This window comes from Streptomyces microflavus (assembly GCF_014650075.1).
GTDB lineage: Bacteria > Actinomycetota > Actinomycetes > Streptomycetales > Streptomycetaceae > Streptomyces > Streptomyces microflavus.
The window spans coordinates 92,810-106,616 of record NZ_BMUG01000014.1 but is presented as its reverse complement, the minus strand read 5'-3'; the positions used below and the strand labels follow the sequence as shown (position 1 = coordinate 106,616).

Below are 13,807 nucleotides of genomic sequence, written 5' to 3'. Positions count from 1 at the left end.
CAGACACCGACCTCGCGGAGACGGCCGCCGGTGACACGCGGCCCCGCGGTCCCGGCGTCAACGCGCCCGGGCCGGGGCGTGCCGCAGGACGAGTACGGCCGCGTCGTCCTCGTGGCCCGTCAGCTCCGCCGCCCCGAGGACCCCGTCGGCCAGCTCGTCCGCGCTCGCCCCGGCATGCGCGCCGACCAGCTGCCGGACCCGGTCCAGGCCGTCCTCGATGAGCAGCGACGGGCCCTCGACGACGCCGTCGGTGAGCAGCACGATCGCGCCGTCCGTGTCCAGGGTCCGCCGGGTGACGGGATACCTCTCGCCCGTCTGGATCCCCAGCGGCAGGCCCCCCGGGTCCTCCGTGATGCCCGAACGTCCGTCCACGGACGCCCAGACACAGGGCACATGCCCGGCCCGCGCACTGTGCAGCTCCCAGGTCTGCGGGTCCAGCCGCAGGAACGTACAGGTCGCGAAGAGGCCGGAGTCCACGGACAGCAGGAGGTCGTTGGTCCGGCCCATGACCTCACCCGGGTCGGAGACCGTACCCGCGATCGCCCGCATCGCGATGCGGACCTGCCCCATGAAGGCCGCCGCCTCCACGTCGTGGCCCTGGACGTCACCGATCGCGAACCCGAGGGCGCCGTCCGCCAGCGCGAAGCCGTCGTACCAGTCGCCGCCGATGTCCAGACCGTCCCGGGCCGGCGCGTACCGCGCCGCGGACTGGAGGCCGGGGAGGGCGGGAAGGGTCGCCGGAAGCATGTCGCGCTGAAGGGCCTGCGCGAGTTCCACTCTGGCCTGGTGGAATTCCACCTCCCGCCGAGCGCGGGCAGTGAGGCTCTGCAACGTGGTCAGCAGATCCTCGGCGCTTACCGAGCGGGGAGTCCGACGCCGGTTCATTGGCTGCTCCGCGGTGCGTGAGTCCCTGAATCATATGGCGCGCACCCCACGGCGGCGACTTCGCCGACGACGGTCCCGCACCGGTCCCGTGCCGGGCGGAGGGAGCGCCTCAGGGCTGCCGCGCCCGGTACAGATCGCGGATCAGGGCGATCTCGGCGCCGTGATGCAGGATCTCCTGGTTGACCCACCAGACGATGTCGACGAACAGGTCCTCGGCGTCGCTGCCGTACGGATAGGCGCTGTACCCCACGGTGTCCAGGGCGGTGTCGTCGGCGGTGAGCAGGGTCGCGTGCCATGCCTCGGCCGCGGAGACGAACGCCGCCACAGCCCCGGCGGCGTCGCCTGGGACGGCGAGGCCGGCCCGGGTCAGGGAGCGGCTGCCGTTCGTGTGGTCCGCGCGGAGCGCCAGCATCTCGCTCAGGTGGCTGAGCCGCCAGGCGATGGTGGTGAACGGCGGCGGAAAGGGGTGCGGTGACGCCGCCGAGTCCCGGCCCCAGTCGCCGCTCCCGTCGAGCACCGTGGCGCGGGGCCCGGGTCCCGCCTCGCGGCGGCGGACGGACCAGCAGCCGGGTACGGGCTGCCAGAAGTACTCGTCGTCGCCGAGCGGGGTGACACCGATCCCGACACCGTTGCCGCTGTCCATGAGCGGACCCGTGAGACGGCCGGTGAGCCGCTCCCGGGCGAAGTCGAACTGCTCCAGCAGCGGGACGAGGCGTGGTGGTGTGGCCATCGGTGGGTTCGCTCCCGGGCGTGTGCGTCGTGTGCCGGCCGTCCGGCGGGGACGGTTCGCCGGGGACCCTTCCACACCGGCCCGCCGGCCGCATCCGCTTTCCGGCGGGGCAGCGGGGGACGCCCGGTGGCCGGATGGCCCCGCACGCCGGGCCGTTGTCAGTGGCCGGTGGGATGCTGCCTGCATGGACGAGCTGATGAGGCAGCGACGGGTGTACGGCACCGACCACGACGACCCGCACCCCGGCCCGAGGCCGGGCCACGACTACCGGGAGCTGGTCGGCGGACCGCTCGACGGGCTGCTCCTCGACGTCACGGGCTGGAGCGACGAGGCCCTGCGCGAGGGCGTCGGACTGGTCACGGAGATAGGCGCCTACGGACCGGGTGGCCGCGCCGAGTACGGTCCCCGCTCGATCGACGGCCACCAGTGGGACTGGCGCGGCGACATGCGCTAGGAGCGTAGGCAACGGGGTTACGCGGGCGCCGCGTCGAGCACCGTCGCCCGGAACTCCCCGACGACCGGCCGGAGATCGGTGCGGTGCCAGGCCGCCCACAGCCGTGCGGACCCGTCGTGCCAGGGAAGTTCGCGTACGGCGACCCCGGGCGCCGTGCCGCGCACCATGCTCCGCTGGACCAGGGCCAGGCCGAAACCCGACGCGACGAGCCCGAGCGCGGTGAGAGGTTCGGCGGCGTCCAGGGTGATGTCCGGGGTGAAGCCCAGCGCCACGCACGAGGCGACGAACGTGTCGCGCCAGGCCGGGTCGCGGCTGCTCTCCACCGCGATCCACGGCTGCCCGTCCAGGTCGGCGGGTGCGAGGTCCGGCTGCTGGGCGAGCGGATGGCCCTCGGGCAGCACCAGCAGCAGCGGATCCTCCAGCAGCAGCGCAGAGCACAGATCCGGGTCGTCCTCGGCCGGCGGCTCCTGCACCAGGGCGATGTCCAGGCTGCGTCGGCGCAGCCCCTCGAACTGCTCGGCGCTCTGCTGCCCGTACAGCGCGACATGGATGCCCGGCCGCTCCGTACGCAGGGTGCGCAGGGCGGCCGGCAGGAGGCCGGTGTGCATCGCGTCGGGCACGTACCCGATGCAGAGCCCGCCCTCCTCGCCGCGCCCGAGCCGGCGTCCCAGGTTCTCCAGCCGCCCCGCGTGGGTCAGCAGCGCCCTGGTCTCGCCCAGGAAGACCCGGCCGTCGGAGGTCAGCCGGATCCGCTGCCGGTCGCGCTCGAACAGGGTGAGGCCGAGATCCTTCTCCAGCTGCGCGATCTGCCGGCTCAGCGGCGACTGCGAGATGTGGAGCTGCTCGGCGGCGCGGCCGACGTGTTCCGTCTCGGCGACGGCGACGAAGTAGCGGAGCTGGCGGAGATCGAGCATGTCACGTCCTAGTCAGACCTTCAGAGACTTAAGTGAGCCCGAACAAGTCTTGGACAGTCTCAAGGTGTCGATCCTAACCTCGAATGCGTAAGGCCGACAGAGCGTGAGCAAAGGGATCTATCCCCACGAAACGTCGGCAACTTCCTCCCGTGAAGGACGCACTCGTGAGCATCACCCACCTCCTCCCCGGCCGCCTCGGCTTCGGCACCGCCCCGCTCGGCAACATGTTCCGCGCCATCCCCGACGAGGAGGCCGCCGCCACCGTCGTCGCAGCTGGGACCAGGGCATCCGCTACTTCGACACCGCCCCCTTCTACGGGGCGGGCCTCTCCGAGATCCGGCTCGGCGACGTCCTCGCCCAGCACCCGCGCGACGACTACGTCCTCAGCACCAAGGTCGGCCGCGTCGTCCTGGACGAGACCGAGAACCCGGCCGCCCGCGACCTCGGCGAGAAGGGCGGCCTCTTCGAGCACGGCCGCCCCAACAAGATGATCAACGACTACACCGCCGACGCCACCCTCCGCTCCATCGAGGACAGCCTGAAGCGGCTGCGCACCGACCGCCTGGACATCGTCTGGGTCCACGACGTCGCCCAGGACTTCTACGGCGACGAGTGGCTCGCGGCCTACGAGAGCGCCCGCACCGGAGCCTTCCGGGTCCTCACCCGGCTCCGCGAGGAAGGCGTCATCAAGGCGTGGGGCCTCGGCGTCAACCGCGTCGAGCCGCTCGAACTCACCCTCGACCTCGACGAGCCGCGCCCCGACGCGTTCCTCCTCGCCGGCCGCTACACCCTCCTGGACCACGACCGCGCCCTCCAGCGCCTCCTCCCGGCCGCCGCCGAGCACGACGTCGACCTCGTCGTCGGCGGACCGTACAGCTCGGGCATCCTCGCGGGCGGCGCGCACTTCGAGTACCAGAAGGCCCCCGCGGAGATCGTCACCAAGGTCGAGCGCATCAAGGCGCTCGCCCAGCAGCACTCCATCGGCATCAAGGCCGCCGCGCTCCAGTTCGCCCTGGCCCACCCGGCCACCGCGGCTGCGATCCCCGGCGCCACCCGGCCGAGCCGCATCGCCGAGGACCTCGCCGCCCTCGACGAGAAGGTCCCCGCCGCCTTCTGGACGGCCCTGCGCGAGGAGAAGCTGATCTCCGCCGACGCCCCCGTCCCCACCGCCTGAACCACCCCTGGCACCGCGTGCCCGCACCGTAAGGACCTCACCCCCATGGCCACCACCACCGCGACCATCGAACTCCCCGTCCCCGCCGACCGTGTCTGGCAGCTCATCGGCGGCTTCGGCTCGCTGCCCGACTGGCTCCCCTACATCCCCACCAGCGAAGCGAGCGAGGGCGGCCGCGTCCGCACCCTCACCAACGAGGACGGCGGCGTCATCGTCGAGCGCCTCGAAGCCTTCGACGACGCCGCACGCACCTACAGCTACTCCATCCTCCAGGCCCCCTTCCCCGTCACCGGCTACCTCTCGACCATCGCCGTGCACGCGGGCGAGGACCCCGGCAGCGCCCGGGTGGAGTGGTCCGGCACCTTCACCCCGGACGGGATCGGCGACGACGAGGCCACCGGCCTCTTCCAGGGCATATACGCCGACGGCCTCGCCGCCCTGAAGCAGTCGCTCACCGGCTGAACGCCACGGGCACCCGGAACCGGCTCCGGGTGCCCGGCAGCTCCCCGGCCCCGGTGGACGGGGGAGGGGAACGGAGGCGTCACGCCGTCCGATAGGTTCTCCGGTCATGTGGGCTTTGAATGCTGCCGGATACCGTCGGCTGGGTGCGGCGGGCGCCCTGGCGACCGCCGCGGGCGGCTGGATCTCCGGAAAACTGCCGGCCCACGACCCCTGGGGCCTCTGGATCGACCACGGCTCCACCGTGCGGACGGCCGCGGCCGTCCTCGCCTACACCGGACTGACCGTGCTGGTCGTCGCCTGGTGGCAGTACGGCAGGACCGCCTCCTCCGTACGCGAAACGCTCACGACCCTCGCCTGGTGGACAGCGCCGTTCCTGCTCACGCCCCCGCTCTACAGCGCCGACGTCTACAGCTACATCGCCCAGGGCGCGATGGTCATCGAGGGCCACGACGTCTACACCGTCGGCCCCTCCAGCCTCGACCCCGCCGGAATCGGCGGCGACGCGGCGGCGAGCGTCGGCAACCACTGGCGCGACACCCCGGCCCCGTACGGACCGCTCTTCCTCCTGCTCTCCGCCGCCGTGGCGAAGACGACCGGCGGGACGATCGTGCCCGCAGTCCTGGCGATGCGGCTCATCGCGCTCGCCTCGCTCGTCCTCATCGTCTGGGCCCTGCGCCGAGTGGCCCGGGAGCACGGCACCTCCGAGAGCCGCGCCCTGTGGCTCGGGGCGCTCAACCCGCTCCTGCTGATGCACGTGGTCGCCGGCATGCACAACGACGGCCTGATGATCGGCCTCATGCTGGCCGGGCTCGCGCTCGCGCTGCGTGGCAGATGGGTGGCCGGAAGCGCCCTCGTCGGACTCGCCATGATGGTCAAGTCCCCGGCAGCGGTGGCGCTGCTGTTCATCGGCGTCACCGTGCACGCCTCGGCGACCGGACCCCGGCTGCGGCGTTGGGCCAAGGGGCTCCTCGCGCCCGGCCTCGTCGCGTGTGCCGTCGCCGGTTCGGCCACACTGATCAGCGGCACCGGCTTCGGCTGGCTCAGGACCCAGGGCGTCGCGGGCAACATCCACACCGCGCTCTCCGTCGTCAGCGACCTGGGCCTGGGCCTGGGCGAGCTGGGCCGCCTGCTCCTGGGCACCGACCCCGAACCGGTCAAGTCCGCCGTGCAGACCCTCGGCCTGGCGGCGGCGGTCGTCCTGATCCTCGTCCTGGCCCGCAGGTCGATGAACGGCCACCTGCCACCGGTCCACGCCCTGGGCCTGGGCCTGCTGGTGCTGGTCGCGCTCTCGCCGATGGTGCAGCCCTGGTACCTCCTGTGGGGGCTGGTGGTCGTGGCCGCCACCCAGCAGTACGGCCGGGTCGCCACCGTCCTGGTCGTGCTGTCGGCGGCGCTCGTCTACGAGACCCACCCCACGGGAGCCACCCCGCCCTACGGGTTCGCCCTCGCCGCGATCACGGCCCTCGTCGCCACCCTCGTCGTCCGCCGCACCCCGCTCGTCGCGGAAGCCGCCCCCACCTCCGTGCCCGGCCCCCGCACGGCGGAACCCGCTCCCGAACCGCTGAGCGCCGACGCCCCGCAGGGCACCGCCTAGATAACCGCTCGACGCACCGCTCGGGGCTCCGCTACGCTGATCACGTCCTGTTGTCTCCGATAGAGGTGGACGTTGCGCATCTGAGGTCCGCGATCATCGCGCGGTACGGCCCTGGCCCGTACACGGTCACGACGTTGTCGGCATGTCTGCCGCCCGTGGCTTCCGCGTGGATGCGACCTCGGTGCTGAGCCGTCCCTCACCTTCGCAGGACTGCTTTCCCCACCACTCTTCGGCCTTGCGGCCGGGTCGCCGCGTGCTGTTCGCATACGAAGCCCCCCTGTTCCCCCGCTTCCGACTGCGAGAACCCACCATGAGCCATCCCACCGCGCCCAGCGCCTCCGTGGCCGCCTCCCACCTCACCTTCCGGTGGCCCGACGGCACGAGCCTCTTCGACGGGCTCTCCCTCACCGTCCCCCGCGGCCGCACCGGCCTGGTCGGCGCCAACGGCACCGGCAAGTCGACCCTGCTGCGTCTGCTCGCCGGACACCTGCGCCCCTCGGAGGGGTCTGTCACCGTGGGCGGGAACCTCGCCTACCTGCCCCAGAACATCACCCTGGACACCGCCCTGCGCGTCGACGGGGCCCTCGGCATCGCCGAGCGGCGGGCCGCCCTGCGCGCCATCGAGTCCGGAGACGTACGGGAGGAGTACTTCGAGACGGTCGGCGACGACTGGGACGTGGAAGAACGCGCCCTGGCTACCCTCGGCTCCCTCGGCCTGGGCTCCGTCGAACTGGACCGCACCGTCGGGCAGCTGTCCGGCGGGGAGACCGTCCTGCTGCGTCTGGCCGCGCTGCTGCTCGAACGCCCCGACGTCCTGCTCCTCGACGAGCCGACCAACAACCTGGACCTGTTCGCCCGCCGCAGGCTCTACGACGCCGTCGACTCCTGGCGCACCGGCATCCTGATCGTCGTCAGCCACGACCGGGACCTGCTGGAGCGGGTCGACCGTATCGCCGAGCTGCGATCGGGTTCGGTGAGCTGGTACGGGGGCGGCTGGTCCGCCTATCAGGAGGCCCTCGCCACCCAGCAGGAGGCCGCCGGGCGGATGCTGCGCTCCGCCGAGGCCGACGTACGGCGCCAGCAGCGCGAGCTGGAGGAGACCCGGACCAAGGTGGCCCGCCGCCAGCGCCACGACAAGAAGCTGGACGGCCAGCGGAAGGCCCCGCGCATCGTCGCGGGGGAACGCAAGCGCTCGGCCCAGGAGTCCGGGGACCGGCTGCGCGGGCTGCACGAGGACCGCCTCGACGAGGCCCGCGAGCGCCGGGAGGAAGCCGCCGAAGCCGTCCGCCGGGACGCCGAGATCAAGGTGAGCCTGCCCCACACCGCCGTACCCGCCGGCCGGACCGTCCTGACCGTACGCGAGCTGAGCCTGCCCTACGGGCGGCTGCGCGAGGGCAGCCTCCAAGTGAAGGGACCCGAACGCATCGCCCTGGTCGGCCGCAACGGCGCGGGCAAGACGACCCTGCTCCGCACCCTCACCGGGGAGCTCACACCGAGCTCCGGCGAGGCCACGGCGTCCGTGCCGCTGAAGTTCCTTCCGCAGCGGCTCGACGTCCTCGACGACACCTTGAGCGTCGCCGAGAACGTCGCCCGCACGGCCCCCGGCACCACCGACAACCAGATCCGCTCCCAGCTCGCCCGGTTCCTCTTCAAGGGCGCCCGCGCGGAGCAGCCGGCGGGCACCCTCTCCGGCGGCGAACGCTTCCGGGCCGCGCTCGCGGCGACGATGCTCGCCGCGCCCGCCCCGCAGCTGCTCCTGCTGGACGAGCCGACGAACAACCTCGACCTGGCCAGTGTGCGGCAGCTGACGAGCGCTCTGGAGTCCTACGAGGGCGCCCTCGTCATCGCCAGCCACGACCTTCCGTTCCTGGAATCGGTGGGCATCACCCGCTGGATCCTTCTCGATGACGAGCTGCGGGAGAGCGACGCCGAGGAGGTCCGTGAACTGTTCGGCAGCCCGGACTCCACGTCTTGGGCCGCCGGGTGGAACACGCGCCCGAGCCGTGCGGAGGCAGAAGGAGGAGATGGGGATGGGCGCTGACCTCGGCCCCTGTGTCGTACTGATCACCGGGGTGATGGCCGCGGGGAAGTCCACCGTCGCCCAGCTCCTGGCGGAGAGCCTGCCGCGAGCGGTCCATGTACGCGGAGACGTCTTCCGCCGCATGATCGTCTCGGGCCGTGCGGAGATGACCCCCGACGGGCCGGAGGAGGCGCGGAGCCAGCTCGACCTGCGGCAACGGATCTCCGCGCAGGTGGCCGACGCCTACGCGGACGACGGATGGACGGCCGTCGTCCAGGACATCGTCCTCGGGGAGGACCTGCCCCGTTACGTCGGCAGAATCCGCACCCGTCCGCTCCACGTCGTCGTGCTCGCCCCCGCGCCGGAGACCGTGCGCGAGCGGGAGGAAGCGCGCGGGAAGACGGGGTACGGCGAGTGGACCGTCGAGGCGTTCGACGCGTATCTGCGGAGCGGGACGCCCCGTATCGGCCTCTGGCTGGACACGTCCGCCCAGACACCCGAGGAGACGGTTTCGGCCATCCTCGCCGGCCTGCGCGAGTGACCCGGCGTGCGGGGGAGGCGGCCCCTCAGGCCGCTTCGTAGCGGTGGGCCCGCCCGCCCCGCCACTCCACCCAGACCGGGTTGTCGAGGATCCGGTCCGGCTCTTCGAGGCCGGCCTCGCTCAGGAACACGATCACGTCGTGGTCGCTGTGGGCCAGCCCGAGTATCTCGTCCCGGCCTTCGTAGTGAACGGTCACCCGGCGGCCGCCCGAGGGGGTCGGCCGGTGGATGACGATCGGGGGATTTGCCATGGGTCCACCCTGCGACGCGCCCCGCCCCCGCGCATCCCCGGCCGGCCCGCCCCGCAGGGAGGCCGAAGACGGCCCGGGAACGGCCGCGCCCCGCCCGGGGGCCGGGGGGAGCCCCTCACCGCCCGGCGAGCCCGATTTCCACCGTTGTGGTGACGCGCACCAGGGAGGGGGTGCGCGGGGCCGAGCCGAACCCGAAGGCGACGGGCGGATCGAGCGGGGCGAGCCGGCCCAGGCTCACCCCGTCCAGTACGGCATCGGCGGCCAGGACCGGCCGCAGATCCCGTGCCCCGTACCACTCCCGCCGTCCCGGACCCGCGCGGCCCAGGGTGCGTACGCCCGGCATCAGCAACCGGGCCGGAACATCGCACAGCGCGGCCCAGAGGGGGCTGCGGACCAGCGGGGCCGGTACGGCGGACAGCAGCAGACCGAGGGCGGACCGGCGTCCGGCCCGCAGCCGCAGGTGCAGCGCCCCCGCCTCGACGCGCCAGGTGGCCCCGGAGACGGTGACGGCCACCGGGACCACCTCGATCCGGTCGAAGCGGTAGGTGGCGGCGACGAAATCCGCGATCCGGCGGGAGGGCGCCAGCAGGACCCGCTCGCCGTCGGGATGCTCGACCATGACATCGCTGAACGCCCCGAACGGCGAACGCGGCCAGTGCCCGACCACCAGCCGGGTGCCCGAGGAGGTCCCCACACCGGCGATCCAGCCGTCGAACCGCAGACGCTCACCTGTCATGTCCGCCAGTCTCCCCCCACCGCGGGCGATGGGGGGCGGGGGAGCGGGAACCGGCTACCGGCGCGTCGTGGTCAGCCGGCGGCGGGCATGGTGAACAGCACGTACAGGGCGAGCGCCCAGGCCCCCCAGGCACAGACCGCGTACCGCAGCCGTCTGCGCCGCCCGGCGGACACCCGGTCGGCGCTCCGGCGCACCCGAGGCGGAAAGGTGTGCGCCGGGCGTCCGGCAGGCGGGGTGGTGTGCGCCGCTTGTCCGGCGGCCGGGGTGGTGTGCGCCGCACGTCCGGCGGCCGGAGTGGCGTGCCGGACGGCCTCGGGCGCATGCGGCGGGGAGACCGGCACGGCGGGGCTCCGGCTCCCGCGCGGCTCCGGCACAGCCGGGCCCCGCCCGAAGGCCCGCTCGGTTGCCCGTGTGCCGTCCCGGCCGCCGGTGTCCGGCAGCTGCTGGGTGAGGGAGAGGCCCAGCAGGAAGCGTGCGTACGCCACCCGGCGCCGTCCGGTCGGGGAGGTGCGGCCGCTCTCCCAGGACCGGACGGTCGCCGGGGTGATGCCGAAGGCGGCCGCGAGCTGACCGGTGCTCAGGCCCCAGGCCTCGCGCAGCCTTCTGCGTTCGGCGGGGCAGGGCAGAGCGCAAACCGTCCTGCGGGAGGTCCGTACGGAGGTCCGGGGCGTTGTGGATGCAGTCATGCCAGTAGGACAATCCGTTGTCCGGATCATTTCTGACATTCAGTCAGGTTCACCCGGAAGGACCAGCGCCGGGCTCTTCGCCGGGCCCCGACGCCGTACGGCCTACTCGAAGCGGGACGGGTCCCCGGCTCCACGGCGTACGATCTCGGGCTCGTCGCCGGAGAAGTCGATGACCGTGGTCGGCTCGGTGCCGCAGTCGCCCGAGTCGATGACGGCGTCCACCTCGTGGTCGAGCCGCTCCTTGATCTCCCAGCCCTGCGTCAGCGGCTCCGCCTCGTCCGGCAGCAGCAGGGTGCTGGAGAGCAGCGGTTCGCCCAGCTCGGCGACGAGCGCCTGGGTCACCACATGGCCAGGGATGCGCACGCCGACCGTCTTCTTCTTCGGGTGCAGCAGCTGGCGGGGGACTTCCTTCGTCGCCGGGAGGATAAAGGTGTAGCTGCCGGGCGTGGCCGCCTTGACCGCGCGGAACACGTCGTTGTCGACACGGACGAACTGCGCCAGCTGCGCGAAGTCGTGGCACACCAGCGTGAAGTGGTGGCGGTCGTCGAGATTGCGGATCGACCGGATCCGGGCGATGCCGTCGCGGTTGCCCAGTTGACAGCCCAGCGCGTAACAGGAGTCGGTCGGATACGCGACGAGCGCACCGGAACGGATGCTGTCGACCACCGTGCTGATGGTGCGCGGCTGGGGATTCTCGGGGTGCACGTCGAAGTACTTGGCCATCCGCCGAGCTTACGTGCTCGGAGGCGGCCCGTCCGGACAGCGGGTGCCACGAGGAGGAGGGCGGCCCGGCATGTGCCGGACCGCCCTCCTCCCGTGCTGTGGAACCGCGCTGTGGAACTGTGCTGGGAAACCCCTTCGGGGCCCGTCAGACCACGGCGGGTCCGACCAGCTCCTCCAGGACGTCCTCCATCGTCACGAAGCCGATGACCGTCCCCTTGCCGCCGGCCACGGCGGCGAGGTGCGTACCGGCGGCGCGCATCGCGGTGAGGGTGTCGTCGAGCGGTGTGTCGATCTCGACCCGGATGACGGGGTGGATCGCGCTCGTGGGCAGCGGCTTGGTGCGCTCGGCGACCCCGAGGGCGTCCTTGATGTGCAGATAGCCCAGCAGCCCGTCGTCGGGCCCGGTCACCGGGAGCCGGGAGAAGCCCGAGGCGACCGCAGCCCGCTCCAGCTGCTGCGGGGTGATGCCCAGGTCGACGGTGACGGTCCGGTTCAGCGGGACCATCACCTCGCCGACCGGGCGGGTACCCAGCTCCAGGGCGTCCTGCAGCCGTTCGCCGTCGGCCGGGGCCAGGAGACCGGCATCGCTGGAGTCCTTCACCAGGCGGACCAGTTGGTCGTCGGTGAAGACCGAGGCGATCTCGTCCTTGGGATCGACCTTCAGCAGCCGCAGCAGCATGTTGGCGAACGCGTTGATACCGAAGATGACCGGGCGCAGCGCCCGGGTCAGGGCCACCAGGGACGGGCCCAGCGCCAGAGCCGTCGCGACGGGCGCCGCGAGCGCGACGTTCTTCGGGATCATCTCGCCGATGAGCATGTGGAGATAGGTCGCCAGGGTCAGCGCGATGACGAAGGCGATCGGGTGGACCAGCGCCTCGGGGACACCGATCGCGTCGAACGGCGGCTCCAGCAGATGCGCGATGGCCGGTTCGGCGACGGCGCCCAGTACCAGGGAGGAGATGGTGATGCCGAGCTGTGCGGTGGCCATGGCGGCCGACAGGTGCTCGATGCCCCACAGGGTGCTCTTCGCCCGGCGGCTGCCGCTCCTGGCCTGCGGCTCGATCTGGCTGCGGCGCACGGAGATCAGGGCGAACTCCGCGCCGACGAAGAACGCGTTCGTGAGGAGCGTGAGCGCGCCGATGAGAAGCTGAACGGTGGTCATCGGGCGTCCTCCTCCACGAGGGTCAGGGCCGGGACCGGCGCGGTGATCCGCACCCGGTCGGCCCGGTGGTGCTCGATGTCGAGCACGTCGAACTGCCAGCCGCCGATGTCGACCCGGTCCGTGCGGACGGGGATGCGGGCGAGCTGGTTGGCGAGGAGACCGGCGAGCGTCTCGTACGGACCCTCCGGCGCGGGGAACCCGATCCGGCCGAGCTGGTCCAGTCGGATGCTGCCCTCGGCCTCCCAGACGGGGCGGCCGTCGCCGAGCGGCTCGACCGGTGCCAGGTCGGGGCGCTCGTGCGGGTCGTGCTCGTCGCGGACCTCTCCGACGACCTCCTCGACGATGTCCTCGACGGTGGCGACCCCCGCCGTACCGCCGTACTCGTCGATGACGACCGCCATGGTCCGGTGCCGGCGCATCTGCGCGAGCAGCCGGTCCACGGGCAGCGAATCCGGTACGAGGAGGGGCTCGGTGGCCAGCGAGGTGACCGGGGTCCGGGCCCGCTCGGACTCGTCCAGGGCCAGGACGTCACGGATGTGGACCGTACCGATGACCTGGTCCAGGCTGTCGCGGTAGACCGGGAAGCGGGACAGCCCGGTGGCCAGCGTGAGGTTGGCGGCATCGGCCGCGGTGGCGTGGGCCTCCAGGGCCCGCACGTCCACCCGGGGCGTCATCACGTTCTCGGCGGACAGCTCCGCCAGGTGCAGGGTGCGGACGAAGAGCTCCGCGGAGTCCTGCTCGATGGCGCCCTCGCGGGCCGAGTGCTGGGCGAGGGCGATGAGCTCCTGGGGCGTACGGGCCGAGGCCAGCTCCTCGGCCGGTTCCAGGCCGAACCGGCGCACGGCACGGTTCGCCGTGTTGTTGAGGTGGCGGATCAGCGGGGCGAAGCAGGCCGTGAACGCGCGCTGCGGGCCGGACACGACCTTGGCGACGGCGAGCGGATTGGAGATCGCCCAGTTCTTCGGGACGAGTTCACCGATGACCATGAGGACGACGGTGGACAGCGCCACCCCGAGCAGGGTCGCGACCGTGGACACAGCACCCGACGGGAGGCCGACGGCCTCCAGCGGGGAGCGCAGCAGCACGGCGAGGGACGGCTCGGCCAGCATGCCGATGACCAGGGAGGTCACGGTGATGCCGAGCTGGGCGCCGGACAACTGGAACGTGAGCCGCTTGGCGGCCTTGAGCGCGCTTTCGGCTCCGCGCTCACCGGCCTGCGCGGCCCGTTCGAGCTCGCTGCGCTCGATGGTGGTCAGCGAGAACTCGGCCGCGACGAACACCGCGCACGCCAGAGTCAGACCGAGGGCGAGAAGGAGCAGGAGTACTTCGCTCACCGTGTCACCTCCGTCCCCTGGTGTGCCGGGGCAGGGATGACACGGTTCGTACTGGGAGGCTCACCCATTGCGGTACCGCAGCTCCTTCTCTGTTCGGTCGTCGGGCTCGACGTTGACGGCGGGTGGAAACCCGCCCTGTTGA

14 protein-coding genes and 1 pseudogene are annotated in these 13,807 nt (G+C 72.5%); 6 read left to right on the top strand and 9 right to left on the bottom strand.

What is annotated here, in order from left to right:
* Positions 1–57: 57 nt before the first annotated feature.
* Both IE264_RS32990 and IE264_RS32985 read right to left on the bottom strand, forming a co-directional pair.
* Positions 58–885 carry a PP2C family protein-serine/threonine phosphatase gene (locus IE264_RS32990; protein ID WP_015606427.1) on the bottom strand — a complete coding sequence of 276 codons (828 nt, stop codon included), beginning with the start codon at positions 883–885 and terminating at the stop codon, positions 58–60.
* 109 nt (positions 886–994) lie between these two features.
* On the bottom strand, positions 995–1,615 hold the full coding sequence (locus tag IE264_RS32985; protein WP_032759594.1) for a DinB family protein: 621 nt from the start codon (positions 1,613–1,615) through the stop codon (positions 995–997).
* 184 nt (positions 1,616–1,799) lie between these two features.
* On the opposite strand from IE264_RS32985, the gene IE264_RS32980 reads away from it, so the two are divergent.
* Complete coding sequence (locus tag IE264_RS32980) at positions 1,800–2,069, top strand: hypothetical protein (RefSeq protein ID WP_015606425.1); 270 nt, start codon at positions 1,800–1,802, stop codon at positions 2,067–2,069.
* Positions 2,070–2,086: 17 nt separating this feature from the next.
* Here IE264_RS32980 and IE264_RS32975 read toward each other — a convergent pair whose 3' ends face one another.
* Positions 2,087–2,983, bottom strand: coding sequence for a LysR substrate-binding domain-containing protein (locus IE264_RS32975; RefSeq protein ID WP_015606424.1), 897 nt, complete (start codon positions 2,981–2,983; stop codon positions 2,087–2,089).
* A 164-nt stretch (positions 2,984–3,147) separates the two neighbouring features.
* On the opposite strand from IE264_RS32975, the pseudogene IE264_RS32970 reads away from it, so the two are divergent.
* The 5 genes and pseudogenes from IE264_RS32970 to IE264_RS32950 all read left to right on the top strand — a co-directional run bounded on the left by IE264_RS32970 (position 3,148) and on the right by IE264_RS32950 (position 8,774).
* Positions 3,148–4,157: pseudogene (locus IE264_RS32970) on the top strand (aldo/keto reductase).
* A gap of 45 nt (positions 4,158–4,202) precedes the next feature.
* Complete coding sequence (locus IE264_RS32965; protein ID WP_032759593.1) at positions 4,203–4,619, top strand: SRPBCC family protein; 417 nt, start codon at positions 4,203–4,205, stop codon at positions 4,617–4,619.
* A 106-nt stretch (positions 4,620–4,725) separates the two neighbouring features.
* Positions 4,726–6,213 carry a polyprenol phosphomannose-dependent alpha 1,6 mannosyltransferase MptB gene (gene mptB, locus IE264_RS32960; protein WP_032759592.1) on the top strand — a complete coding sequence of 496 codons (1,488 nt, stop codon included), beginning with the start codon at positions 4,726–4,728 and terminating at the stop codon, positions 6,211–6,213.
* Between the two features lie 310 nt (positions 6,214–6,523).
* Positions 6,524–8,254, top strand: a complete 1,731-nt coding sequence (locus IE264_RS32955) for an ABC-F family ATP-binding cassette domain-containing protein (protein WP_051821993.1) — start codon at positions 6,524–6,526, stop codon at positions 8,252–8,254.
* On the top strand, positions 8,244–8,774 hold the full coding sequence (locus tag IE264_RS32950; RefSeq protein WP_032759591.1) for an AAA family ATPase: 531 nt from the start codon (positions 8,244–8,246) through the stop codon (positions 8,772–8,774). The genes IE264_RS32955 and IE264_RS32950 overlap by 11 nt, the downstream gene beginning before the upstream one ends.
* A 25-nt stretch (positions 8,775–8,799) precedes the next feature.
* On the opposite strand, the gene IE264_RS32945 is transcribed toward IE264_RS32950, so the two are convergent.
* From IE264_RS32945 to IE264_RS32920, 6 genes are all read right to left on the bottom strand, one after another.
* Entirely contained in the window at positions 8,800–9,024 is a 225-nt protein-coding gene (locus IE264_RS32945) for a hypothetical protein (protein WP_015606418.1), read from the bottom strand.
* Between the two features lie 115 nt (positions 9,025–9,139).
* A complete protein-coding gene (locus IE264_RS32940) occupies positions 9,140–9,760 on the bottom strand; it encodes a hypothetical protein (RefSeq protein ID WP_032759590.1) in 621 nt (206 codons plus the stop codon).
* Between the two features lie 71 nt (positions 9,761–9,831).
* Positions 9,832–10,446 carry a helix-turn-helix domain-containing protein gene (locus tag IE264_RS38760; protein ID WP_032759589.1) on the bottom strand — a complete coding sequence of 205 codons (615 nt, stop codon included), beginning with the start codon at positions 10,444–10,446 and terminating at the stop codon, positions 9,832–9,834.
* A 102-nt stretch (positions 10,447–10,548) separates the two neighbouring features.
* Positions 10,549–11,169, bottom strand: a complete 621-nt coding sequence (locus IE264_RS32930; RefSeq protein WP_032759588.1) for an L-threonylcarbamoyladenylate synthase — start codon at positions 11,167–11,169, stop codon at positions 10,549–10,551.
* 145 nt (positions 11,170–11,314) lie between these two features.
* On the bottom strand, positions 11,315–12,331 hold the full coding sequence (locus IE264_RS32925) for a hemolysin family protein (RefSeq protein ID WP_015606414.1): 1,017 nt from the start codon (positions 12,329–12,331) through the stop codon (positions 11,315–11,317).
* On the bottom strand, positions 12,328–13,665 hold the full coding sequence (locus IE264_RS32920; protein WP_015606413.1) for a hemolysin family protein: 1,338 nt from the start codon (positions 13,663–13,665) through the stop codon (positions 12,328–12,330). Before IE264_RS32920 ends, IE264_RS32925 begins: the two co-directional genes overlap by 4 nt.
* Between the last annotated feature and the right edge of the window lie 142 nt (positions 13,666–13,807).